This is a genomic window from Nocardia sp. NPDC056952, from assembly GCF_042674185.1.
Classification (GTDB): domain Bacteria; phylum Actinomycetota; class Actinomycetes; order Mycobacteriales; family Mycobacteriaceae; genus Nocardia.
This window is the reverse complement of the sequence record NZ_JBHURA010000011.1, coordinates 193,126-216,475: the sequence shown is the minus strand read 5'-3', so window position 1 is coordinate 216,475 and position 23,350 is coordinate 193,126. Positions and strand designations below refer to the sequence as shown.

At 68.6% G+C, this 23,350-nt stretch carries 25 protein-coding genes; 16 read left to right on the top strand and 9 right to left on the bottom strand.

Annotation, left to right across the window (positions count from 1 at the left end; genetic code table 11):
• Positions 1 to 17: 17 nt before the first annotated feature.
• Entirely contained in the window at positions 18 to 1,241 is a 1,224-nt protein-coding gene (locus ACFTS5_RS29510) for an MFS transporter (RefSeq protein WP_378637313.1), read from the top strand.
• A gap of 346 nt (positions 1,242 to 1,587) precedes the next feature.
• Positions 1,588 to 2,733, top strand: a complete 1,146-nt coding sequence (locus ACFTS5_RS29505) for an alpha/beta fold hydrolase (protein WP_378637310.1) — start codon at positions 1,588 to 1,590, stop codon at positions 2,731 to 2,733.
• Here the strand turns inward: ACFTS5_RS29505 and ACFTS5_RS29500 are convergent, their stop codons facing one another.
• Positions 2,734 to 3,318 carry a TetR/AcrR family transcriptional regulator C-terminal domain-containing protein gene (locus ACFTS5_RS29500; protein WP_358115294.1) on the bottom strand — a complete coding sequence of 195 codons (585 nt, stop codon included), beginning with the start codon at positions 3,316 to 3,318 and terminating at the stop codon, positions 2,734 to 2,736.
• Between the two features lie 149 nt (positions 3,319 to 3,467).
• On the opposite strand from ACFTS5_RS29500, the gene bioB reads away from it, so the two are divergent.
• From bioB to ACFTS5_RS29470, 6 genes are all read left to right on the top strand, one after another.
• Positions 3,468 to 4,481 carry a biotin synthase BioB gene (bioB, locus tag ACFTS5_RS29495; RefSeq protein ID WP_378637307.1) on the top strand — a complete coding sequence of 338 codons (1,014 nt, stop codon included), beginning with the start codon at positions 3,468 to 3,470 and terminating at the stop codon, positions 4,479 to 4,481.
• An 84-nt stretch (positions 4,482 to 4,565) separates the two neighbouring features.
• A complete protein-coding gene (locus tag ACFTS5_RS29490) occupies positions 4,566 to 4,775 on the top strand; it encodes a hypothetical protein (RefSeq protein WP_378637366.1) in 210 nt (69 codons plus the stop codon).
• Complete coding sequence (locus ACFTS5_RS29485) at positions 4,775 to 5,425, top strand: DUF2567 domain-containing protein (protein WP_378637305.1); 651 nt, start codon at positions 4,775 to 4,777, stop codon at positions 5,423 to 5,425. The genes ACFTS5_RS29490 and ACFTS5_RS29485 overlap by 1 nt, the downstream gene beginning before the upstream one ends.
• A gap of 70 nt (positions 5,426 to 5,495) precedes the next feature.
• Complete coding sequence (locus ACFTS5_RS29480; protein ID WP_378637302.1) at positions 5,496 to 6,029, top strand: DUF1353 domain-containing protein; 534 nt, start codon at positions 5,496 to 5,498, stop codon at positions 6,027 to 6,029.
• A gap of 61 nt (positions 6,030 to 6,090) precedes the next feature.
• Positions 6,091 to 7,227: an AI-2E family transporter gene (locus tag ACFTS5_RS29475; RefSeq protein ID WP_378637300.1), complete on the top strand. Its 1,137-nt coding sequence runs from the start codon at positions 6,091 to 6,093 to the stop codon at positions 7,225 to 7,227.
• Positions 7,228 to 7,323: 96 nt separating this feature from the next.
• Positions 7,324 to 7,491, top strand: a complete 168-nt coding sequence (locus ACFTS5_RS29470) for a hypothetical protein (protein ID WP_378637297.1) — start codon at positions 7,324 to 7,326, stop codon at positions 7,489 to 7,491.
• Positions 7,492 to 7,501: 10 nt separating this feature from the next.
• Here ACFTS5_RS29470 and ACFTS5_RS29465 read toward each other — a convergent pair whose 3' ends face one another.
• The gene (locus ACFTS5_RS29465; RefSeq protein WP_378637295.1) at positions 7,502 to 8,311 is read right to left on the bottom strand and encodes an ABC transporter permease; all 810 of its coding nucleotides are present in this window, start codon (positions 8,309 to 8,311) and stop codon (positions 7,502 to 7,504) included.
• Positions 8,308 to 9,261 carry an ATP-binding cassette domain-containing protein gene (locus ACFTS5_RS29460; RefSeq protein WP_378637292.1) on the bottom strand — a complete coding sequence of 318 codons (954 nt, stop codon included), beginning with the start codon at positions 9,259 to 9,261 and terminating at the stop codon, positions 8,308 to 8,310. Before ACFTS5_RS29460 ends, ACFTS5_RS29465 begins: the two co-directional genes overlap by 4 nt.
• Positions 9,262 to 9,355: 94 nt before the next feature.
• On the opposite strand from ACFTS5_RS29460, the gene ACFTS5_RS29455 reads away from it, so the two are divergent.
• A complete protein-coding gene (locus ACFTS5_RS29455) occupies positions 9,356 to 10,021 on the top strand; it encodes a TetR/AcrR family transcriptional regulator (protein WP_378637289.1) in 666 nt (221 codons plus the stop codon).
• A 19-nt stretch (positions 10,022 to 10,040) separates the two neighbouring features.
• Here ACFTS5_RS29455 and ACFTS5_RS29450 read toward each other — a convergent pair whose 3' ends face one another.
• The 3 genes from ACFTS5_RS29450 to ACFTS5_RS29440 are packed head-to-tail and all read right to left on the bottom strand — an operon-like array spanning position 10,041 to position 11,718.
• On the bottom strand, positions 10,041 to 10,538 hold the full coding sequence (locus ACFTS5_RS29450) for a nitroreductase/quinone reductase family protein (protein WP_378637287.1): 498 nt from the start codon (positions 10,536 to 10,538) through the stop codon (positions 10,041 to 10,043).
• Positions 10,539 to 10,588: 50 nt separating this feature from the next.
• Positions 10,589 to 10,981, bottom strand: coding sequence for a hypothetical protein (locus tag ACFTS5_RS29445; RefSeq protein ID WP_378637284.1), 393 nt, complete (start codon positions 10,979 to 10,981; stop codon positions 10,589 to 10,591).
• Between the two features lie 20 nt (positions 10,982 to 11,001).
• Positions 11,002 to 11,718, bottom strand: a complete 717-nt coding sequence (locus ACFTS5_RS29440) for an NUDIX domain-containing protein (protein WP_378637282.1) — start codon at positions 11,716 to 11,718, stop codon at positions 11,002 to 11,004.
• 78 nt (positions 11,719 to 11,796) lie between these two features.
• Between ACFTS5_RS29440 and nadA the strand changes: the two genes are divergently transcribed.
• From nadA to ACFTS5_RS29420, 4 genes are all read left to right on the top strand, one after another.
• The gene (gene nadA, locus ACFTS5_RS29435; protein WP_378637279.1) at positions 11,797 to 12,834 is read left to right on the top strand and encodes a quinolinate synthase NadA; all 1,038 of its coding nucleotides are present in this window, start codon (positions 11,797 to 11,799) and stop codon (positions 12,832 to 12,834) included.
• A gap of 31 nt (positions 12,835 to 12,865) precedes the next feature.
• Positions 12,866 to 14,479: an L-aspartate oxidase gene (locus ACFTS5_RS29430; RefSeq protein ID WP_378637276.1), complete on the top strand. Its 1,614-nt coding sequence runs from the start codon at positions 12,866 to 12,868 to the stop codon at positions 14,477 to 14,479.
• A gap of 145 nt (positions 14,480 to 14,624) precedes the next feature.
• The gene (gene nadC / locus ACFTS5_RS29425) at positions 14,625 to 15,485 is read left to right on the top strand and encodes a carboxylating nicotinate-nucleotide diphosphorylase (protein WP_378637274.1); all 861 of its coding nucleotides are present in this window, start codon (positions 14,625 to 14,627) and stop codon (positions 15,483 to 15,485) included.
• A 224-nt stretch (positions 15,486 to 15,709) separates the two neighbouring features.
• The gene (locus tag ACFTS5_RS29420) at positions 15,710 to 16,456 is read left to right on the top strand and encodes an SDR family NAD(P)-dependent oxidoreductase (protein ID WP_378637271.1); all 747 of its coding nucleotides are present in this window, start codon (positions 15,710 to 15,712) and stop codon (positions 16,454 to 16,456) included.
• Positions 16,457 to 16,544: 88 nt separating this feature from the next.
• On the opposite strand, the gene ACFTS5_RS29415 is transcribed toward ACFTS5_RS29420, so the two are convergent.
• The 3 genes from ACFTS5_RS29415 to ACFTS5_RS29405 all read right to left on the bottom strand — a co-directional run bounded on the left by ACFTS5_RS29415 (position 16,545) and on the right by ACFTS5_RS29405 (position 18,730).
• Positions 16,545 to 17,723, bottom strand: coding sequence for a winged helix DNA-binding domain-containing protein (locus tag ACFTS5_RS29415; protein ID WP_378637269.1), 1,179 nt, complete (start codon positions 17,721 to 17,723; stop codon positions 16,545 to 16,547).
• Positions 17,724 to 17,797: 74 nt separating this feature from the next.
• On the bottom strand, positions 17,798 to 18,349 hold the full coding sequence (locus ACFTS5_RS29410; protein ID WP_378637268.1) for a hypothetical protein: 552 nt from the start codon (positions 18,347 to 18,349) through the stop codon (positions 17,798 to 17,800).
• A 48-nt stretch (positions 18,350 to 18,397) separates the two neighbouring features.
• Positions 18,398 to 18,730, bottom strand: coding sequence for an ArsR/SmtB family transcription factor (locus tag ACFTS5_RS29405; protein ID WP_378637265.1), 333 nt, complete (start codon positions 18,728 to 18,730; stop codon positions 18,398 to 18,400).
• A gap of 98 nt (positions 18,731 to 18,828) precedes the next feature.
• Between ACFTS5_RS29405 and ACFTS5_RS29400 the strand changes: the two genes are divergently transcribed.
• From ACFTS5_RS29400 to ACFTS5_RS29390, 3 genes are all read left to right on the top strand, one after another.
• Positions 18,829 to 20,037: an MFS transporter gene (locus ACFTS5_RS29400; RefSeq protein ID WP_378637262.1), complete on the top strand. Its 1,209-nt coding sequence runs from the start codon at positions 18,829 to 18,831 to the stop codon at positions 20,035 to 20,037.
• 87 nt (positions 20,038 to 20,124) lie between these two features.
• Positions 20,125 to 22,290 (top strand): TRAP transporter permease, encoded by a 2,166-nt coding sequence (locus ACFTS5_RS29395; RefSeq protein ID WP_378637260.1) that lies wholly within the window; start codon positions 20,125 to 20,127, stop codon positions 22,288 to 22,290.
• A 46-nt stretch (positions 22,291 to 22,336) separates the two neighbouring features.
• Complete coding sequence (locus ACFTS5_RS29390; RefSeq protein WP_378637257.1) at positions 22,337 to 23,317, top strand: TAXI family TRAP transporter solute-binding subunit; 981 nt, start codon at positions 22,337 to 22,339, stop codon at positions 23,315 to 23,317.
• Positions 23,318 to 23,350 lie beyond the last annotated feature (33 nt).

The following is a 23,350-nucleotide window of genomic DNA, read 5'->3' as shown; positions in this document are numbered from 1 at the left end:
CGGTCGGTGGTCACGTCGTGACTCAGCTGCGGTCGATGGCGCTGGCGGTGTTCGTGCCGTCCGCCATCTACGGAATCGGCTCAGGCGCAGCGGCTCCCATGTTGCCGCTGCACGCGCTCGAACTCGGCGCTTCGGTCGGCACCGCGGGTGTGGTGGTCGCCATGATGGGCTTCGGGCTCATTCTGGGCGATCTGCCCGCGGGCTGGCTGGTGGCGCGTACCGGGGAGCGCAAGGCCATCGCTCTCGGCTCGTTCACCTGTGCTCTCGGGCTGCTCGTGGCCATCCTCGCGCCGAATATCGCCGTGTTCGCGGTCGGGCTGCTGATCAACGGGGCGTCGGGGGCGGTGTGGGGTCTGGCCAGGCAGACCTACATCGTGGCCGTCGTGCCGAGTGCCGATCGGGGACGGGCCTTTTCGGCGCTGGCCGGGTGGATGCGGTTCGGGTTCTTCGCCGGACCCTTCCTCGGCGCGGGCGCGGTGCACTGGCTCGGCCCGGTCGGCGGGCTGTGGATCCAGCTCGTCGCCATGCTCGTCGCGGGTGCTCTGGTGTTCGCCATGCCCGAGACCGAAGGTTCGCCGACAGTGGTGAGCGACAACACGATTCGTTCCGTGGTGGTCGAACATCGCAGGCTGCTCAGCACGCTCGGACTCGGCGCCCTGCTCATGGGTGCGGCACGGGCGGCACGGCAATCGCTGCTGCCGTTGTGGGCGGTGCACATCGGCGCCGACGCGGCGACCACCAGCATCGTGTTCGGCATCGCGGGCGCGGTGGACGTGCTGATGTCGTATCCGGCCGGGATCTGGCTGGATCGCTACGGCCGCAAGGCGATCGGCGTTCCCGCGATGATCGCCTTCGCCGGGGGGTACGCCACGTTGCCGTTCGCGGGGTCGGTGGCCGGACTCACCGCGGTCGCCGTGCTACTCGGCTTCGCCAACGGGCTGAGCAACGGCGTGATCATGACCGTCGGCGCCGATGTGGCGCCGCCCGGCCAGCGCGCGGAGTTCCTCGGTGCCTGGCGGCTCACCCACGACATCGGGATGTTCGCGGGCCCGATCGCGGTCGGCGCGATCAGCGCGGTAACGGTGCTCGGCGCGGCGGCGGGAGCGCTCGCGGTGGCGGGGCTCGGCGGAGCGGCCGCGATGTATCGCTGGTTCCCCGGACGCCCGGTCGCCGCGGTGACCGGGTCGAGTCAGCCGGCCGCGAGTCCGAACGAAACCAGGGAATCGGTGGAGAGCAGTTGACGATGCCGCCGGGGTGGCCAGCGGTGCCAGGACAGCCTAGGGCCAGGCGGGGTCGCGTCCGGTGAGGCCGAGGATGCGGTCGATCAGCGGGGCGGTGGCCGCGGGCCGCGGCCCAGTCGTCCGCGGTGAGATCGACAGCGGATCCGGCGGGCGCCACCGCTTCCTTGCGCGCGGCGCCGACCAGCGACGGTCCTCAGAACAGCAGGTGAGCGAGCAGTGCTGCGACGTCGAAGTGACAACCCGATCACGGGCCCGGCGTCGGTAGTGCACCGAGGTGGCTACTGCGCAGCGTTGCTCGCGACGGCGGCCGGAAGCGTTCGGATTCGACTGTCCCTACAGTGGAAGTATGTCGTCATTCGATCGGCATCCGTCCACCGTCGCGGACTTCGACGATGCGCGTCGGCGGGATCGGTTGCGCGAAACCCAGCTCGGACACACGTGGGGCAGTTGGCGCCGGACCAGACTGGTGCTGCTGCGAATTCTCGGGATCCTGCTGGTCGCGATGATCGTGTTCGGGCAGTACTGGGTTCACGATGTGGTTCCCGAACGTGAGCGGCTGGCACAGACCTCACCGGAGTTGCTGCCCGCGAATCTGCCTGCCGATGCCCGGGATTGGGATACCGCCGTGGTCGACATGGTCGGGCTCGGGGGAGTCAACGCGACGCCGACCGCCAAGGCACTGCCCGCGCTCAGTCGCCTCGGGGTGGTGTGGGCGGTGCGCTACGACAACGCCGGTATCGACACCAAGGTCATCGCCGACATGATCGTGCGGGCCGCACGCTACGGCAATGTGCGCAATATCGTGCTGGTCGGTCACAGCATGGGCGGAATCATCGCGCTGGAGGTGGCGCGGCACATCCACCTGGGCAGCGATCGGCGATTGGTGGCCGTTCTGCTCGACTGCACGCCGATGAATCTGGACGCGGTGCGCCCGGAGAGCCGTAGTCGCGGCGCCGATCTGGTGCGGTGGCTGGGCTGGTTGCCCGGTGCCAGGGAGAGCCGGATCCTGCGGTTCGTAGTCGAGATGTCGGCTCGGCGTGAACGTTTCGCGCAGCGCGACGGGCTGTTCCTCGACATCGACTGGCGCGCGATGCGTGAGGCGTCGGCGCAGGTGTTGCGCGACAAGATCTTCTCGCGCGATGCCGCCGGCAACGGGTTGATCGAGGCGCAGTTCCTGGCGATCGTCGCCGGTGGTGGTACCGCGGATCTGCGGGCGCTCGGCAAGCCGAACCCGGACAAGCGGAACCCGGCGATCGTGTTCATCCGGCCGCGTGACGCGGCCCGCGACGGCGTGGTGGACGTGGAGTATTCGCACGAGGTATTGATCGAACAGTCCGGCGGTGTCGACGGCACCCTGCTGGTGGTGCGGCCGAACCAGATCGAGCACGCGAATCCGATTCAGCGACCCGCCGAGTACAACGCGGTCATCGAAGCGCAGGTACTGCCGTTCGTGCGGCGCTACCAGGAAGCCAATCGCAACGACCCGCCCTGATCAGCGCACCCGGGTCCCGAGGATGGTGCGCACGCCCGCGATGAACAGCTGCAAGCCGAAGTCGAAGCGCGCGGTGGGGTCGGGAGTGTCGAGCAACGGCGTGTTGTCCTCGGGCAGCGCGCCGACGGAATCCATCTGCATGCGCGACTGCTCGTCGACGGTCTGGCCGAGCACGTAGTAGAGCAGGGTGTAGGCCGTGAGATCGGCTTCCTCCCTGGTCATTCCGGCACGGATCACAATGCCCGCCAGGCGTTCACGCGCCTTGCTGGTGGTCAGGCGCGAGGCGTAGGTGGCCGAGACCAGCTCGGCGCCGTCGCGATAGGCGAGCAGGCAGTCGCGCAGTCGATGCGCCAGCTCGGTGAGCTGCGCGGGCCATTCGGTGGCTGAGATCGGCTCGTCCATCGGTGCCAGAATCCGGTCGGCCACCGCGCCGAGCAGGGTCTGCTTGTCCTTGACGTGCCAGTACAACGCCCCCGGCTGCACCTGCAGCGAGCCCGCGAGCCGGCGCATCGTCAGATCGGCGAGCCCGTACTGATCGAGAATCGCGACGGCGGCATCGACCACATCCGTCTTCCGCAGTTGCACGCGCGTCCTTCCGACGATTTTGCGACCCGAGTGTCGTGGTTCACTCGTAGCCGCTACCCTATCCTGAACACCGTTCAAGTTGCACGGCCACGCCGGGTGGACCACACCCACGGCACGTGCGCACACCCCCGTCGAAGGGACATCACGTCGTGACGCAGGCACCCGTCCAGACCGATATTCTGGCTATCGCCCGTGAGCAGGTGCTCGAGCGCGGCGAGGGCCTCACCGAGCAGCAGGCCGTCGAGGTGCTCCGCCTGGGTGACGAACACCTGGAAGCGCTGCTCGAGCTCGCCCACGACGTGCGGATGAAGTGGTGTGGCCCCGAGGTCGAGGTCGAGGGCATTATCAGCCTCAAGACCGGCGGCTGCCCCGAGGACTGCCACTTCTGCTCGCAGTCGGGGCTGTTCCAGTCGCCCGTGCGCGCGGCCTGGCTCGACATTCCCAGCCTGGTCGAGGCGGCCAAGCAGACCGCCAAGACCGGCGCCACCGAGTTCTGCATCGTCGCCGCGGTGCGTGGTCCCGACGAGCGCCTGATGGCGCAGGTCGCGGCCGGTGTGGAGGCCATCCGCAACGAGGTGGACATCCAGGTCGCGTGCTCGCTGGGCATGCTGAACCAGGAGCAGGTCGACCAGCTCGCCGCGATGGGCGTGCACCGCTACAACCACAATCTCGAGACCGCCAAGTCGCACTTCCCCAAGGTGGTCACCACCCACTCCTACGAGGAGCGCTTCGAAACCCTGCGAATGGTGCGCGAAGCGGGCATGGAGGTGTGCTGCGGCGGCATCCTCGGCATGGGCGAGACCATCGAGCAGCGCGCCGAGTTCGCCGCGCAGCTGGCGTCGCTGAACCCCGACGAGGTCCCGTTGAACTTCCTCAACCCGCGTCCCGGCACCCCGTTCGGTGACCTGGAGGTGCTGCCCGCCGCCGACGCGCTGCGCGCGATCGCCACGTTCCGGCTCGCGATGCCGCGCACCATCCTGCGTTTCGCCGGTGGTCGCGAGATCACCCTCGGCGACCTGGGCGCCAAGCAGGGCATGCTCGGCGGCATCAACGCCGTCATCGTCGGCAACTACCTCACCACCCTCGGCCGTCCCGCCGAGTCCGACCTCGATCTGCTCGGTGAGCTGAGCATGCCGATCAAGGCGCTCAACGAAACCCTGTAAAACGCTGTGTACGATCGAGTATCGACCCAGGTCGGCAGGGATGGCGCGACCGTCGAGTCACACTTCACGGAGGCGGTAACCGCATTGGACGAGCGCTACAACCCGTTCACCGGCAAGCGGATCGTGGCCGGGATCGACGATGTCACGCCCGCGTCGGCGACGCTCGGTCTGGAACCACCGCGATTCTGCGAGCAGTGCGGCCGCCGGATGATCGTGCAGATCAGCCCGGATGGCTGGTGGGCCAAGTGCTCACGGCACGGCGTCATCGAATCGGCACAGTTGGAACGCCGGTAGTGCTCGGCCGCGGGGAGCGCCCCGAGGTGTTGCGGCGCGAGATCGCCGGCGTCGGGATCGTCATGGCCGTGGTGCTGGTGGCGAGTGCGGCGGCCGGAGTGGTGTGGGGTCTGCTCGCACCGACCGAGCGGTTGCGGGTGACTCAGCCCGGGCGCGCCGCGGTGCTCACCGGCGAGAGTCTGCACCTGTTCGACGCGGTCGGGATCTTCCTGTGCTTCGGCGCGGTGGTCGCGGTGCTGAGTGCGGTCGGGGCGTGGCGGGTTCGGACCACGCGCGGGCCCGCGCTCGTGCTCGGCATGCTGCTCGCCTCGGGGCTGGGCGCTGTGCTGATGATGTGGATCGGGGAATGGGTTGCGGGCGTGCGTCATCCGCGTCCCGACGATCCGGCGATCGGCCAGATCGTCGCGCTGCCGGCGGAAGTCGGGACCGATCTCGCGCTGCTGATCCAGCCGTTCCTGGCCGCCCTGGTGCTGTTGTTCCTCGCCGCGTTGCACCCGGCCGTCGATCTGCATTCCGGCGCGGCCGGGCTGCTCGGCGACCTGCGTCCGGCCGATTTCGGCGACGAGTCCGACGACTACCGCCTGCCCTACGGTGCCGAACAGTATCGGCCGAGCGGCGATTTCGATCCGAGTTCGCAACCACGCGGCTGAGCCGCCATACAGCGATACCATTTTCGCATAACAGCAGGTAGATACCGGCTGTCACGCGAGAGGAACGGTCGTGGGATTCATCGGTGGTGGTCCGGTCGTCGAGGAACTGGACGCGAAATTCTGGCGGCTCACCGAACCGCTCACCTACCAGGGCGCGGTCGAAACCTTCACCGTGCCTGCCGGATTCCGCACCGACTTCGCCTCGGTGCCGCGCGCTCTGGTGTGGCTCATCCCGCGCTACGGTGCCTACACCAGAGCCGCGATCCTGCACGACTATCTGTGCCGCACAGGCGAAGTCGGCCCCGCCGACGCCGACGGGATCTTCCGGCGCAGCCTGCACGAGGCCGGGGTTTCGGTGCCGCGACGCTGGATGATGTGGACGGCGGTGCGACTCGGCAGCCGGCTTCGTGGAGCGCGTGCGGTCGATGTGCTCGGGTGGGTGCTGATCGCGGTGCCGTCCCTGGTCTTTCTCGCGATCCCGGTGCTGGTGGTCACCGCGGCGCTGCTGGTGTTCTGGGTGGTCGAGCTAGGGTTCTGGGCCCTGGGGTGGATCACCCGCCGCACCGCGACGCCACCGCCGAAACCGCAGATGAAGACCGCCTGATCGCGGATCTCACCCGGAATGGGGGAGGTGGCGGCGTCTTCGCGTGGTTACCGTTCGGCGCATGTCCGAGCCGAGCACCGACACCGCACCTCCGGCCCCGCCGGTTCAATGGTCGATTCCACGCGGTCTGATCGTGCTCCTGTCGCTCGGAGCGGGTGTGGTCACCATCGGCGGTCTGAAGGCGTTCTCGGGCATCGTCGGACCGGTCTTCCTCGCCCTCATGCTCACCATCGCGGTACAACCGATCCAGAGTTGGGCGCGCCGCAAGGGCTGGCCTGCCTGGCTCGGCATGGCCGCGGCGCTGGTGGCGGTGATCGCGATCCTGTTCGGCATCGGTGGCGCACTGGCACTGTCGGCGGTGCAGCTGGCCTCGCTGCTGCCCGAATACGCCGACAAGCTCAACGAATTGCTCGACCACGGGCGCAACTGGCTGTCGGATCTCGGGGTGAGCTCCGACCAGATCCACAAGGCGCTCAGCGGCATCGACGTGGGTAAGGCCGCGAGTGTCATCGAGGAGCTGGTCGGCGGTGTGCTCGGAGTCTTCTCGAATCTGTTCTTCGTCGTGGCGCTGCTGCTGTTCATGGCCGTCGACGGGATGACGATGGACCGCCGGCTGGCGATCGTGGCTCGCGAGCGGCCCGCGATCGCGCAGGCACTGGAGAATTTCGTCACCGGGACACGCAAATACCTCATCGTGTCGACGGTGTTCGGCGCCATCGTGGCCGTGATCGATGGTGGGGCACTGTGGTTGATGGGGGTACCGCTGCCGATCCTGTGGGCGCTGCTGTCGTTCATCACCAACTACATCCCGAACGTCGGGTTCGTCATCGGCGTCATCCCGCCCGCGCTGCTGGCCCTGCTCGACAGCGGTCCGGTGCTGATGATCTGGGTGATCGTGGTCTATTCGGTGATCAACTTCGTGATCCAGTCGATCATTCAGCCCAAGTTCGTCGGTGACGCCGTGGGCCTCGGCGTCACCATCACGTTCCTGTCGCTGGTGTTCTGGGCGTGGGTGATCGGTGCGCTCGGCGCACTGCTGGCGATTCCGCTGACGCTGCTGGTGAAGGCGCTGCTGTTCGACATCGACCCGACAACGCGATGGGCGGATGTGCTGATCGGTGCGCCGATCGACCAGAAGCCGCCGCGCAAGGAATCAGGCAAGCCGACCGGGGCCCAGACGGCGGTGGACAAGCAATAGCGGGCGCCACGGATCGGTTCACCGAAAACCAGTGGAATGCGGTCGGACCCGCTCCCTATCCTGGCAGCATCGTATTTTCGGGGGAGGACCTTGATCATGAAGACCGCAGCCGGGCAATCCACCGAGCCGCCCGCCGAGCGACCCGATCTGGTCGCCTGGCGCCGCCGCCACGCCCTGCGCAGCTCGTCCGCTGCCACCGCGGTGCCCAGCGGACGAACCTACCGGCGTTCGCCGAAGCACCGCGATCGCCGCCAGGACGGCTGAACAGGACTTGTCAGGAATCGGTGGAATACCGGCGAATCGCGATGGGGACCGCGACCGCGAACAATGCGATCATCCAGGCGGTCGCCGCCGCGACGGGATGTTGCATCGGCCATGCGCTGCCGGCCGGGTCGGGCAGGCCGGCGCCGAGTAGCTCGCGCAGCGCCGCCACGAGACTGCTCACCGGATTCCATTCGGCGATCGCCGCGATCACCGTCGGCATCGACGACGTCGGTACGAAGACATTCGAGAACATCAACGTGCCGAAGATCAACGGCGCGGTCTGTTGCAGCATCTGCTCGTCGCGGACCGCCGCGCCGAGCGCGATGCCGAGCCAGGACAGCGCGCAGCGGAATGCGAGCAGTAGCACCAGCGCCGCCACGATCTCGCTAGGCGTCGCATCGATCCGCCAGCCCATCAGATAGCCGGCTCCCGCCATGAGTGCGATTGCCAAGGTACCGACGACGGTCTCGGCCAGCGCGAATCCTGCCGGTGCCGCCGCGGCCGACAACGGCAGGGCTCGGATCCGATCGGTGAAGCCGCTGTGCAGGTCGGCATTCGCGGTCATCGCGGTCGATGTCAGGCCCATGGCCGCGACCAGGACGAGCACCCCCGGCACCAGGTAGGAACGGTATTCGCTCGCATCGCCGCCGCTGGCCAGCGCACCGCCGAAGACGAAGCCGAACAGGAGCATCATGCCCAGTGGGGCGGCCAGCGTGATCGCGAACAGACCAGGGGAATTGCGGTAATTCGTCAGAACCCGCCGAAACAGCACCCACGCGCCCGTGAACAGGGACACCGCACGAGTGTCGGTGGCGCTCATGCCGTGATCCGATCACGACCGGTGAGCGCGAGGAACGCGTCGTCGAGCGTGGTGACGCGGGCACCGATATCGCGGACGGCGATGCCAGCGGCGTCGAGCGCGCGCAGGACCGGCAGCAGGCCGGGAGCTTCGCCGGAGAACATGAACGACAATCCGATCGGCGAATGCTGTTGGTCCGGTGGGGGATCCGTCGGTGAGCCGCCGAATCCGTCGAGCACCGACAGCACTTCGTGGTATCGGAGTGGATCTTCGATGACGACGTCGAGACCGGCGGGTACGGTCGCCAGAATCTGTTCTGGTGTGCCGGCCGCGATCACCCGACCCGCTTGCAGGATGGTGATGGCGTCAGCCAGGCGCTGCGCCTCGTCGAGATACTGGGTGGTGAGCAGCACCGTGGTGCCTTCGGCGACGAAATCCCGGACGTAGCCGTAGATCTCGTTGCGGCTGTGCGGGTCGAGACCGGTTGTGGGCTCGTCCAGGAACAGGACCGCGGGACGCACGATCATGCCCGCGATGATGTCGAGCCTGCGGCGCATGCCGCCGGAATAGGTGCTCACCACGCGATCGGCTGCCTCGGCCAGTTCGAATCGGTCGAGCAGCTCGTTCGCGTGCTTGCGCGCCTTCGCGGCGTGGAAGCCGTTGAGGCGGGCGAGCATCACGAGATTCTGACGTCCGGTCAGGCGCGGGTCGATGGCGTGGAACTGGCCGACCAGGCCGAGTTGTCGCTTCGCGTCGTTCGCCTGACGGACGGTGTCGAATCCCCGGATCGCGGCGCGGCCAGAGGTGGGACTCGACAGGGTCGCCAGCATGCGCACAGTGGTGGTCTTGCCCGAGCCGTTCGGGCCGAGCAGCGCGTGTACCTGGCCGGGGGGTACCTGCAGGTCTACGTGGTCGACGACGGTGTTCTTGCCATAGGTCTTGGTCAGTGCGGCCGATTCGATGGCGTGCACGGCGATCTCCCTCCATTGGGAACAGTGTTCGCAATGGAGCATACGCATCTGCTAACAGTGTTCGCAACTGTTGTTCTGCGGCATGCTGGCAGGTATGACGAAGACCGGAGCCTCGTTGTGGTCGCGCGCCGCGGCGCCAAGGCCGGGACCGCGCCCGGCGTACACGCTCGATCAGCTCGCCGACGCCTGTGTGCGGCGGGCTGATGCCGGCGGATTGCGCGCGGTCTCGATGCGCGGCGTGGCCGACGAACTCGGCACCGCCGCCGCGTCGTTGTATCGCTACGTCGACGGGAAGGACGACCTGATCGCGCTGATGGTGGACCGGGTCGCCGGCGAGTACGACTACCCGGAGCCGACCGGTGATGTGCGCACCGACGTGCTCACGCTGGCCGGACAATCCCGCACGCTGCACCGCCGGCACTCCTGGCTGGTGCAGGCCAAGCCGTCTGCCATGGGCCCGAACTCGGTGCGTTACCTCGATCGGATGGTCGGCGCGCTCGCACCGGCGGGGCTCGATGCGGGTGCGACCATGATGGGCGTGGCGATGCTGTCGGGCTGGGGTGCGAATTTCGGCGCGCAGGAAGCGGCGGGGCTGACGACCGGTGGCCTCGGTGCCGATCTCGCGTCCATGACCGGCGACTACCCGAATCTGCTCGCGCTGTTCGGTGCGGCGCCGACCGGGGAGACACCGCCTGACAACGACGCGGTGTTCGCCGCGGGTATCGACGCGCTGCTGCTCGGAATTCTGCCTCGCGCGTGAAGGGTGAGCCGTGGGCGGTCTAGCTCGGCGAGGTAGTTCTCGTCAGCACCACCAGCGGTAGCGGCTTGTCGACCTTGGCCTGGTATTCGGCCAGCAAGGAGTTCTCCGCCAGTGCCCATGCCGCGAACTCGTCGTAGCGCTCGCCGGTGAGCACGTCGGCCGTCGCCGCGAACTTCTCGCCGCCCAGTTCGATCGTCACCCGTGGGTCGGCTTTGGCGTTGTGATACCAGGCCGGGTACCGATCCTCGATGAACGAGCTCACATACATCAGGTCACCGCGATACAGCGCGCCGAGCGGAACCACATGCGGCTTACCGCTTTTGGCGCCCGTCGTCGTCAGCAACAGCAGGGTGGCACCCGCGTAGTCGCCCCCGACCCGACCCTGGTTCTCCCGGAACTCCGTGATCACCCCGTCGTTCCAGCCCGCCATCTCCTCCTCGGAGAACTCCTTGTTCCAGGGAGCATCCGGGTCGTCGTAGGAGGTGGTCTGCTTCGCGCCCGTCGCGTCGTTGTCCATGCTCGCAGTGTGGCACCGGCCACCGACAACTTCCGTCCGTCGACCGGCTGTCACCCCTGCGTGGTCTGCACGGTGATCCGGTAGCCGAGGGTGAGTCCTTTGCCGATGTGCGCGGCTCCGCCCAGATGCAGCCATCGGTCGGTGCCGCCGCGTGGATCGGCCAGATAGGCCGCGCGGACGTAGTCGACACCGGCGGGAAACCCGCCGGCGGCCGAGGACGCGGTGCTCATGACATACGCCTCGGCCCACACCTGGGGTTCGGGCTTGTTGTCCGGCAGGGGCGCGACGTGCGGGACGAACGCGCCGAACTCGTCGGCCGGTGCTCGATGGGACTGCAGGAACCGGCCCGTCATGGCGAGTCGCACGATGCCGCTGTAGACGGTGCAGATCGGGGTCAGCCGCAACGGCGGGGCGGGCTGGATATCGCACTGCAATTCGCTCATAGGTGCAGTGTGCACTTCGGTCAGGTCGGCGGACGGAGGGCGGCGAACTCGTCGGTCACTCGCAGGCCGGAGTCGGTGAAGCGGTAGAGCGCCGCGGGACGGCCGCCTGCCCGGCCGGACGGGGCGGTGTCGCCGGTGGGGGTGATCACCTTGCGGCGGGTGAGGACTCGCTGGAGGTTGGTGGTGTCCACGTCGTAGCCGAGTGCGGCGCAATAGATTTCGCGCAGGGTCGACATGGTGAAAGTGTCGGGGGCCAGGGCGTAGGCGATGTTGGTGTAGGACAGCTTGGCGGCCAGGCGGGTGCGGGCGTGGTCGACGACGGTGCGATGGTCGAAGGACATGTCGGGCAGATTCGAGACCGGGTGCCAGGTGGTGTCGGAGGGGAGTTCGGGTTCGGTCGTGAGGGGGACCAGGCCGAGGTAGGCCGAGGCGATGCGGCGCGGGGCGGGGACGCGGTCGGGATTGCTGAACACCGACACCTGCTCGAGGTGGTGGAGGTCGCGCACGTCGACCTTCTCGGCGAGCTGGCGCCGGGCGGAGGTGTCGAGGTCCTCGTCGTCGCGCAGGCGGCCGCCGGGTAGCGACCACGTGCCTTTCTGCGGATCGAGCGCGCGTTCCCACAGCAGAACCGCCAACTCCGGGTGCTTGGCGCCTCTACCTGCGGAAACGCTCGAGGGGAAGCGGCGAACCTGGAACACCGCGGTGAGCGATTCGTGGATGGTGTTACTATGGGGCACGTTTTCGATTGTAAGTCGAAAACCTGGTTTGGTGCGAATCGCGGCGATGGAGCCGCTCGCACGATGAAGGGAGCCACCATGGCGACGACGACTGCACAGCGGACGCTGATGGATTCGGTCTTCGACGGACCCACGGGCTACGCGGGTGTCGAAGCGACGCCGGAATGGGCGCAGGAGGTGCGCCGCCTGGCGCGCGAACGCAATGCGACCATCCTCGCGCACAACTACCAGCTGCCCGAGATCCAGGACGTGGCCGACCACGTCGGCGACTCGCTGGCCCTGTCGCGCATCGCGGCCGAGGCCGAAGAAGGCACCATCGTGTTCTGCGGCGTGCACTTCATGGCGGAGACGGCCAAGATCCTCAGCCCGGCCAAGACCGTGCTCATCCCGGACCAGCGCGCGGGCTGCTCGCTGGCCGACTCGATCTCCGCCGACGAACTGCGCGCCTGGAAAGCCGAGCACCCCGACGCGATGGTGGTGTCGTATGTGAACACCACCGCCGAGGTGAAGGCACTTACTGACATCTGCTGCACCTCCTCCAACGCCGTCGACGTGGTCGACTCGATCGACCCCGACCGCGAAGTGCTGTTCCTGCCGGACCAGTTCCTCGGCGCGCACGTCAAGCGTGAGACCAAGCGCGAGAACATGCACATCTGGGCGGGCGAATGCCACGTGCACGCCGGCATCAACGGCGACGAGCTCACCGAGCAGGCCCGCACCCACCCCGATGCCGAGCTGTTCGTGCACCCGGAGTGCGGTTGCGCCACTTCGGCGCTGTACCTGGCCGGCGAGGGCGCGTTCCCGGCCGAGCGGGTGCACATCCTGTCGACCGGCGGCATGATCGACGCGGCGAAGGCGTCGCACTCCAGCCAGGTGCTGGTGGCGACCGAGATCGGCATGCTGCACCAGCTGCGCAAGGCGGCCCCCGGGATCGACTTCCAGGCCGTCAACGATCGCGCGTCCTGCAAGTACATGAAGATGATCACCCCGGCCGCGCTGCTGCGCTGCCTGGTCGAGGGCGCCGACGAGGTGCACGTCGACCTGGCGATGGCCGAGGCCGGTCGCGCCTCGGTACAGCGGATGATCGCCATCGGCAACTCCGGCGGTGGCGAGTGACCGGCACAGCGCGGCCGAGTCGGTAACGACGATGACGGTTCCTGTTTCCTGGGAGGCCGAGGTCGACCTGGTCGTCATCGGCGGCGGCGTCGCCGGGCTCACCGCCGCGCGCACGGCCTCGTTGCGCGGGCTGCGGGTGCTCATCCTGAGCAAGGGAGGCCCGACCGACACGTCGACCCAGTACGCGCAGGGCGGCATCGCGGTCGTCGCTCCGCTCGGTGATTCGGTCGACTCGCACGTGCGCGACACGGTCGAAGCCGGTGCCGGGTTGTGCGAGGTCGACGCGGTGCGTTCGATCGTCGAGGGTGGACAGGCCGCGGTCGCGGCGCTGACCGACCTCGGCGCGGTATTCGACCTCGGTCGCGACGGGCAGATCTCGCGCACCCGCGAGGGCGGGCACAGCACGCGTCGCATCATCCACGCCGGTGGGGACGCGACCGGAGCCGAGGTGCAGCGCGCGCTCAACGCGGCGGGATTGCCTGTGCTGTTCGGTGCCGCCGCGCTGCGCGTGGTGACCGGTGCCGAGGGCGTACAGGGTGTGATCGCGGTGTCGGACAACGGGTTCGGCGTCGTGCACACGCCCGCTGTACTGCTGGCGACCGGTGGTCTGGGTCAGCTCTACGCGCTGAGTACGAATCCGCCGGGGGCGACCGGTGACGGTGTGGCGCTGGCACTGTGGGCCGGGGCCGCCGTGGCCGATCTCGAATTCGTGCAGTTCCATCCGACGGTGCTCTACACGCCCGGCGGGGTGGGCAGGCGACCGTTGATCAGCGAGGCGGTGCGTGGCGAAGGCGCGATACTCGTCGATTCCCAAGGGAACTCGGTGACGGCCGGGCACCCACGTGGCGATTTGGCGCCTCGTGATGTGGTGTCGCGGGCGATCGCGGAGCGGATGCGGACGCTCGGATCCGACCATGTCTTCCTCGACGCCCGCGCCATCGAAGGGTTCGCGCAGCGATTCCCAACCATCACCGCCTCGTGCCTGGCGGCGGGTATCGACCCTGTGGCGCAACTGATTCCGGTCGCGCCTGCCGCGCACTACCAGTGCGGTGGTGTTCTCACCGACACGCACGGGCGGACCGGTGTCGCCGGGCTCTACGCGGCGGGCGAGGTCGCCAGGACCGGGCTGCACGGTGCCAACCGATTGGCCTCCAACAGCTTGCTCGAAGGGCTCGTGGTGGGTGAGCGTGCCGGTGTGGCGGCCGCCGAGCGGGTGGGGGTTCGTGCTCGGGTCGAGGAGATCTCCTCGTGGACAGTGGAATTCGCCGATCGCCCGGTGGTGCAGCAGGCGATGACCGCGCATGCCTCCGTCGTTCGTGACGGTGACGGACTCGCGCGGGCGCGCAGGCGGATCGACGGTGCGATGTCGGCAGTGTCGTCGCTCGACTCGGCTCCTGCTGATTCACCGGCGGCGGCACAGCATCTGCGTCGTATCGAGGACGCGGCGCTCACCTTGACCGCGCGTGCGCTGCTCGACGCGGCGGCGGCGCGTACCGAGAGCCGAGGGTGCCACACGCGTGCGGAGTCGCCCGGCGCGGTCGAGGATCAGCGGCACAGCACGGCGATTCGGCTCCAGCCGGAGGGCACGCTCGAACTGTTCACCGTGCCCTCGGAATGCGGTGCGGTGCCCCTCGGCGTGCGTTGACCAGCGGCGTTGCCGGCCGAGTTCACTCGAATCGGGTGGGTCGCAGCTGGAAATCACAGTCGGACAAGCAATATCGGTGGAGTAGTGACCCGCTCCGCCGCTTCGACCGAGGCGCACTGTGCGCCCGAGAATTAGGAGTGCGGTGATGGCACTGGACGCCACTCTGGACCGTGACGAGCTGCTGGCGCTGATCGGCAACGCCCTCGACGAGGACCTGCGCTACGGGCCCGACGTCACCACGATCGCCACCGTTGCCGAGGACGCGGTGAGCAAAGCCTCGGTCGTCTCGCGCCAGCACGGCACCGTCGCGGGTCTGGACGTCGGGCTGCTCGTGCTCGACGAGGTCCTCGGCGCGGGCACCTACGAGATCACCGCGCGGGTCGCCGACGGCACCCGGGTGGAGCCGGGCACCTCGGTGCTGAGCATCGTCGCCCCCACCCGCGGCCTGCTCACCGCCGAACGAACCATGCTCAACCTGGTGTGTCACCTGTCCGGCATCGCCACCGCCACCGCCGCCTGGGTCGACGCCGTCGACGGCACCGGGTGCGAGATCCGCGACAGCCGCAAGACGCTGCCCGGCCTGCGCGCCCTGCAGAAGTACGCGGTCCGCGTCGGCGGCGGCGTCAACCACCGCATGGGGCTCGGCGATGCCGCCCTCATCAAGGACAACCACGTGGTGGCCGCCGGTTCGGTCGTCAATGCCCTGCGCGCGGTCCGCGCCTTGGCACCCGACATCGCCTGCGAGGTCGAGGTCGACAGCCTCGAACAACTCGATGCTGTCCTCGCCGAAAACGTCGAACTCGTCCTGCTGGACAACTTCCCCCTCTGGCAGACCCAGGCCGCCGTCCAGCGCCGCGATGCCGCGGCCCCCGCGACGAAACTCGAGTCCTCCGGCGGACTCTCACTCGACCAAGCCGCCGAATACGCGGGCACCGGCGTCGACTACCTCGCCATCGGCGCCCTCACCCACTCGGTCCGCGTACTCGACCTCGGCCTGGACATGTGAGGTCATCTCGAAGCGACGCAGACCTGCGGACGGCCTTCGTCAGTCAACCCCGCCGGGCACTGATCGGTCGCGGCGTGCCCTTGGCGGCCGCCTAGGTCATCAGCCGAATCCATTCGGGCTCTTCAGCATTCGCCGGACCATTGTGACGGACTCGTCTGCGCGGGTGGTGGGTGCGAAATGTGGGGTGCGGATGGGGAGCGTGCTGCTGTGGCAGGGTGGGTGGTGTGGTCGATGAGAGTCGTGGGGTGTTGGTGACCGGTGCTTCGCGGGGGATCGGGCGGGCAATCGCGGTGGCGTTCGCGGAGCAGGGGGATCGGGTCGCAGTGCATTATTCGTCGCGGCGCGCGGACGCGGCTGCGACGTTGGCGCGGTTGCCCGGCGTGGGGCATGTGTCGATCGGTGGTGATCTCGGGACCGCGGAGGGTGCGGCGTCGGTGGTCGATGCGGCGATCGAAGGCCTCGGGACGGTGCATGTGCTGGTGAACAATGCGGCGGTCAACATCGCGCATCCGCTGGCCGACACCAGTTATGAGGAATGGCAGCGGGCTTGGCGTCGAACGGTGGACGTGAATCTGCTCGGCACCGCGAACACGTCGTACTGTGCGGCCAGGCACATGATCGAGCGTGGAGTTGCCGGGCGCATCGTGAACATCGGATCGCGTGGCGCTTTTCGCGGCGAACCGGATCACCCCGCCTACGGGGCGAGCAAGGCCGGGGTGCACGCACTCGCACAGTCTTTGGCGGTATCGCTCGCACCGCACGGTATTTCGGTTGCCGCGGTCGCGCCCGGTTTCGTCGCGACCGAACGTGTTGCCGAGCGGGTGACCGAAGCGGTCAAGGCGCAGAGTCCGTTCGGCCGCGTCGGCACTCCCGAGGAGATCGCCGCGGCGGTGCGGTTCCTGGCATCGCCGGAGGCGACCTGGGCATCCGGGACTGTGCTCGACGTCAACGGTGCCTCGTATCTGCGCTGACCAGGGCCCGGCCCGTTCGTGCCGTCTTGTCCCGTTTCGACTAGGCGCTGCGCCGCATCGGCAGGATATTGCCGAGATAGTTGTCGGTTCAGGCGGTGAGTTCGCGTTGTAGTGGGGTCCGGAAGCGGGGGATGGCTCGGATGTCGCCGAACCAGGTTGTGGTGCGGTCTATTTCGGCGTCGATCAGTTTCTGGGTGTCGGTGTCCACGTCCTCGAGGAGGCGGGTGACCACTTCGCCGTCGGGGCGTTGGGCCCAGCCGCCTACTATGCGGCCGTCGGCCCAGATGGAGGGGCCGATGTTGCCGTTGGTGTCGAACAGGGCGGGGGCGTGGGGGCCGAGGAACCAGTCCCGGGATTGCCAGCCCATGGGGGTGGGGTCGAGGGCGGGGAGCAGGGCTGCCCAGGGTTCGGGGGTGGGGACGGGGGTGAGGTCGTCGGCGAGGATCAGGCCGGGGGTGCCGTCGAGGTCTACCTCGACTGTGTCGAGTTCGGCCAGGGCTTTCCGGACTTCACCGAGGGTCCAGCCGGTCCACCATTTCAGGTCGGTGATCGGGGCCGGGCCGAAGGCGTACAACCACTGACGTACCAGTTCGACGCGAGCCTCGGCGGCCGACAGCGGTGAAAACCCCTGGGGTAGCCAGGTTTCCACGGGCGCCCAGGTGTACTGGCTGCTGGTCCAGCTGCCGTTCGGGCGGCCGCGCACTATCCGGCCCTCGGCGCCGAGCACCACCAGCACCCAGGTGGTGATGCTCGTCGGTTTGGAATAGGACTTTCCGGGGGCGGTGTCGATCTGGGTGCGCAGCCGTGCCACATCTTTGCTCAGCTGGACACCGGTTGCCGCGCCACGGGTCAGCAGCGCCGCGTGCGTCTCGGCTTCTACCTCGGCCAGCCACGTCGAGATGTCACCGTCGACGACGCCCGCCTGCTCGATGAAGCGGCCGTAGGTGCGACGTTGCTTGTGGGCCAGCGCATCGCAGGTGGACGCCTGCAGAACCGGCAGCAACTCGGTCGGCGCGACGAACATCGTGCGGCGCATGGCCAGCATGCGAAGCAGTGCCCGGTCGTCGTACAGCGCCTTCTCGACATCGGCGGGAGTGAGGTCGATGCCCCGAGCACCGACCGACAGGTACACCGTCGCCGGATCGGTGGCATGCAGAACCACCATCGAACGGGCGATGTCCACGGGGTCGTTCGAACGGGCCGACGGCGCGAGGCGATGCCTGGTCGCGACTCGGGCGCGACGCTGCGCGGTATCGATCGAGAGCATGAGCGGATCGTAGGCGGGGGCACCGACAATCGCGGGGCAAGCCCGGTCGAGTGGGCAGTGATGGCCGAAGCGGGTTACGTCGGCGGTGGTGCGCAGGCGAGACCGTCGAGGAACGCCGCGGCCTCGCGCCGGGAGCCCAGCCGGACGAAGGTGAGATCCCGGAATGCCGGATCGTCCTGTGCCGCGAGGTAGCTGGCCCGGTTCTTCGCATGGGTCGTCCAGGCCCACATGATCACCGATCGTGCCGGGTCGAGCGAGATCATCTCGCGCCAGCGCTCCCGGTTGCCGTTCCACAGCTCGCGCCCGGTCAGCGCCCGGCCCACCGTCCGGCCGACGATCTGGCGCATGACCAGCGACCGGGGCAGATCGAACCAGGCCACCGTATCGGCACGTCGCCACACCAGATCACCGAGTTTGCCTCGGTAGTTGCCGTCGACCACCCAGGCATCGCCGGCGATCCGCTCGGCGACCACGGCCTGGAACTCGGGCGCGGCCATCGGTGTCCAGTTCGGCTGATGGTGGATCGCGTCGAGCTCGATGTGCGGGATGTCGAGCCGGTGCGAGATCTGTCGGGCCAGCGTGCTCTTGCCCGACCCCGAAGTCCCCACCACCACGATTCGTCGCATCACGGCCACCACGACATTATCCACGCCGGTTCGGCCTGGACCACGGGTTTATTCGGGCCGCCACGTGCGGACGAGGTCGAGGAGGCCGGGGAATCGGGCGTCGAGGTCGGCTACCCGGACCTGGCTGCGGCGTTCGAGGCCGTAGCGGTGCTGGCGGGTGATGCCTGCTTCGCGCAGGGCGCGGAAGTGGTGGGTGAGGGTCGACTTGGGGCGGTCGATGCCGAACCAGCCGCAGGGGCGGTCGAGGTCGGGGGATTCGGTGAGCAGCTTCCGCACGATGCCGAGGCGGAGCGGATCGCTGAGTGCGCCGAGGACGACATCGAGGCGCAGGTCGGCGCGTGCTGGTTCGGGAAGTCGTTCGGCTTCGGTCGTTGCCTGCATGGGACACCTTCAGGTCGGGGCTTGTACGAATCTTATCGTACTGAGTATGTTCGACTCCTGTCGTACTTGTACGAGATTAGTCGAACCAAGGAGTGGGCATGACGATCCAGGCAGCGGCGCCACGGGTGCGCGATCGGGCGATCTGGGCGGCGGCGTGGCCGGTCCTCGCGGTGTTCGTGCTCTCGAACGCCGCCACGCCGCTCTACGTCGTGTGGCAGCGGGAGATGGGATTCTCCTCGGGCACGCTCACCCTCGTCTTCGCCTGCTACATCGCGGGATTGCTCGGGGCGCTGACCGTCGCCGGCGTGGTCTCCGATCGGGTGGGGCGTAAGCCGGTGCTGCTGCCCGCGATCGTGCTGGCGATGGGGGCCTGCGTGCTGTTCGCCTGCGCCGGTTCGGTTCTCGTGCTCGCACTGGCGCGATTGCTCACCGGCGTCGCGGTGGGCTGCGCGGTCTCGGCGGGGATGGCGGCGGTGACCGATATCGCGGGCCGGGAGCGGTCGGCGAAAGGCGCGCTGGCGGCCTCGGTGGCCATGGTGCTGGGCGCCGGCCTGGGTCCGCTGCTGGCCGGGGTCTTGTCGGAGGCCGCGCCCGGTGCGACGGTGACTGTGTTCGCGGTCGAAATCGTGCTACTGGCAGTGGCTTTCGTAGTGGTGTTGCGAATGGATCTGCCGAGCGGTGCGGGCGGGCGCGGTCCGTGGATCCGGTTGCCCGCGGTACCGGCGCGGGGCAGGACAGCGGTGCTGCTCGGGATTGTCGCCTTCGCCCCCGGCATCACGGCCACGTCCTTCGTCCTGTCGCTGGGCCCGTCGGTTCTCGGGATGCTCGGCTCGGCGAATCGGGTCGTGGCGGGTGCGCAGGCCTTCGTGATGTTCCTCGCCGCGACGGGGATCCAGGTCACGATGCGGCGCAGGAGTATTCGCGTGATCCTGCTCGGCAGCTCGGTGGCGACGGTGGGGAGTGCGGTCGCGCTGATCGGCGCGGTCGCGACGACGGCGGTGCCGGTGTTCGGTGTGGCTGCCGTGCTGGCCGGGATGGGGCAGGGGCTCGGACAGCTCGGCGGTTTGACCGCGATCGGATCGGCGGTGCCGCCGGACCGGCTGGCCGAGGCCAACGCCGCGCAGAACGTGGGCGGTTATCTGCCCGCCGCGGTGTTGCCGCTGGCGACGGGTTTTCTCGGCGATGCGGCGGGGTTGGCCACGGCCACCACGGTTTTCGCGATCGTCGTCGCGGCCACCGCCTCAGCGGGCGCCACCTTCGCGCTGCGCCGGGGTGCGGAAGTGGATCGTGGGACAGCACAGCGGTGAGCGGCATCCGCGTAGTGTCCATTTTGTGCAGACTGCACGGTTGTCGATTTCGTCACCGGCCGTGAATCTCGTTGCTATCGTCCGCTCATGAACGCAGCGCCACCGGTTGTCACTGCGGCTGAGCTGGGGGTGGACGACGAGGAGCGGCCCGCGCGGGTGCTCTCCGGGTTCCCCGGTCGGCTGGTCGGCGGCGTCGCGCTCGGGCTCGCGCTGCTGTCGGTGTGGCAGGTGTTTCGGCCGTTGGCGCAGGGCAGCCAGTACTACCTGGTCATCTTTCTGGCTGTCGCGCTGCCGCTGGTGTACCTGAGCTATCGGTCGTGGTGGGGTCCGCTCGATCGGGCCGACGGGCCTTCCGTGCTCGACTGGGTGCTGGCGGCGATCACCCTGGTGGTGTGTCTGTATCCGGTGCTGCCGATGCGAATCGGTGACGCGGGTGGGGGATACGACGCGTTTCTCGATCGGCAAGGGATGCTCGCGCCGCTCGATGTCGTGATGGGCGGGTTGCTGCTGGTGCTCGTACTGGAGGCGTGCAGACGTACCACCGGGGTGATCCTGCCGGTGGTGTGTCTGGTGTTCCTGGGGTACGGGTACTACGGCGGTCTGCTGCCGCAGGACTGGTCGATCGCGCACGCGGGCCTCGACGTCGATCAGATCGTCGACGCGCTGTACAACTCCGGCAGCGGCTTCTACGGCACGCCCCTCGACGTCGCCGCCAGCTACATCGTGTTGTTCACGCTCTACGGTGCGGTACTCGAATTCTCCGGTGCGGCAAGGTTCTTCGTCGATCTGTCGGTGTCGCTGTTCCGGCGCTCGCACAGCGCGGCCGGGCGCACGGCAGTGGCGTCGGGATTTCTGCTCGGGACCGTCTCGGGCTCGGGAACCGCGACCGCGGTGAGCACCGGCGCGGTGACCTGGCCGATTCTGCGTAAGGCTGGTTACCGGCCCGAACAGGCGGGCGGGATGCTCGCGGCGGCGGGGGTGGGTGCGATTTTGTCGCCGCCCACGCTGGGAGTCGCGGCATTCATCGTCGCCGAATATCTCGACGTGTCGTATGTGACGGTGCTGGGGTGGGCCCTGATCCCGACGCTGCTGTACTACCTGGGCATTCTGCTGTCGGTCGAGATCGACGCGCGCCGGATCCACGCGGACGGGCGGGCGCCCGCGGATCTGGCCGACGGCCCGCTGCCGACGCCGTGGTGGAAGCTGCTGGGGCGCTTCGGGTATCACTTCTCATCGCTGATCGTGATCGTCGTGCTCTTGCTGGCAGGGGTGAGCGCGACCCGCGCGGTGGTGTACGCGACGGTGCTCGCGCTGCTGCTCGCGATCCCGGACCGGATGCTGCGCAGTGCCGCGGCGACCGATGCGTCCGCGGCCGCGCCCACCGACCTCACGAAAACGCCCGCTGAACAGAGCAAGACGGAATCGGCTGAGGGCGTCTCGGTGCGAGCGGAGCGGCATCGCTGGACACGCAAGAGCGTGGGGCAGTTCGTGATCGAAGCCTTGCGCTCGCTGTCGTACGGGATGCGCTCGGCGCTGCCGGTGGTCGCGGTGTGTGCGGCAGCGGGCGTGATCACCGCGATGACCACCAAGACCGGCCTCGGTGCGCAACTGGCCGCGCTGCTGGTCAAGGCCGGATCGGCGCTGTCCGACGATCCCGCCGTCGTGCTGGCGACCACCGCGGTGCTGGCGGCGATCGCGTTGTCGCTGCTGGGTCTGGCGGTCCCGGTGACGGCGTCGTTCGTCATCGGCTGGGTGATCATCGGGCCCGCGCTGCTCGACCTGCACGTCGCCGCACCCGCCGCCGCCATGTTCGTCTTCTACTTCTCGGTGCTCTCGGAGGTGACGCCGCCGACCGCGCTGGCCGCCGTCGGCGCGGCCGCGGTGACGGGTGCGAAGGCGATGCCGACGATGTGGCACGCCCTGCGGTACGCGCTGCCCGCGTTCCTGGTGCCGCTGATGTTCGTGCTCACCGACTCCGGGCAGCACCTGCTCGGACGCGGTGCGGTGCTCGACGTGCTGTGGGTCAGCGCGGCAGCCTGCGTCGGCGTCGCGGCGCTGGCGGCGGCGACCGGCGGGTGGCTGTTCGGGATCGGCGCGATCGGCCCGATCCCGCGCGTCATCGCCGCCGCCGCGGGACTGATTCTGCTGTACCCGAATCCGGTCGCCACCGGGATCGGGCTCGGCGTGCTGGTCGTCGCCGTGGCGGCGGGCCTTCTCGGCCGGGCGAACAGAACATCCACGGACACACCGTGATCCGCGGAATCGGCAGGCGGCCTGGCCGTCGACGGAAGGGGACCTGATGGTCAGAACAATTGTCGCCGTGGTCGCGGCCGCCGCGTTACTCACCGGCTGCGGTGGCCGGCAGGACACCCCGACCGCCGACGCGGGCGGCGAGGTGACCTGTGCGGTGAAGCAGGACACCAGGATCGGCATCGCCACCGGTAACGCGACCGGCGTGTACTTCGCGCTGGGCAACGCCTATGCCGAACAGATCTCCGCCGCCACCGGCGGGACCGTGAAGGCTACCGCGGCCGAGACCGGCGCGTCCGTGCAGAACATCCAGCAGGTGGTCGGCGGCACCTATCAGGTCGGCTTCTCGCTCGCCGACTCCGCGGCCGACGCGGTCGCGGGCACGGGCAGCTTCACCAGCGCGCAGCCGATCCGCGCACTGGCCCGGCTCTACGACAACTACACCCAGGTCATCGTGCGCACCGACGCCGGCATCAACTCCCTCGCCGACCTGCGCGGCAAACGGGTTTCCACCGGCTCGCCGAAATCGGGAACCGAGGTGATCGCCCAGCGCGTGCTGCAAGCCGCGGGCCTCGACCCCGACAGCGACGTCGCCGCCCAGCGCCTCGACCTGACCAAGACCGTCGACGGTCTCAAGGACGGCTCCATCGACGCGATGTTCTGGTCCGGTGGCCTGCCGACGCCGGGCATCACCGACTTGTTCACCACCGCCAAGGACAAGGTCCGCTTTCTCGACATCACCGGTGTGCTGCCGAAGCTGAAGGAGATCAACCCGGTCTACGAGACGGGCTCGATCCCGGCCGCCACTTACGGGCTGCCCGCCGACGCGCCGACCATCGTGGTGCCGAACCTGCTCGTGGTGCGCGACGATCTCGACGCGAACCTGGCCTGCGTGCTGACCAAGACGTTGCTGGATCGTAAACCCCAACTGGAGCAGGCGAATCCGGCAGCCAAGGGAATCAACGCCGACACCGCGAGCAAGACGGCGCCGGTGCTGTTGCATCGCGGGTCGGAGGTCGCACTGCGCTGACGTCACGGCGAACGGATCCACGCCGACACGGGG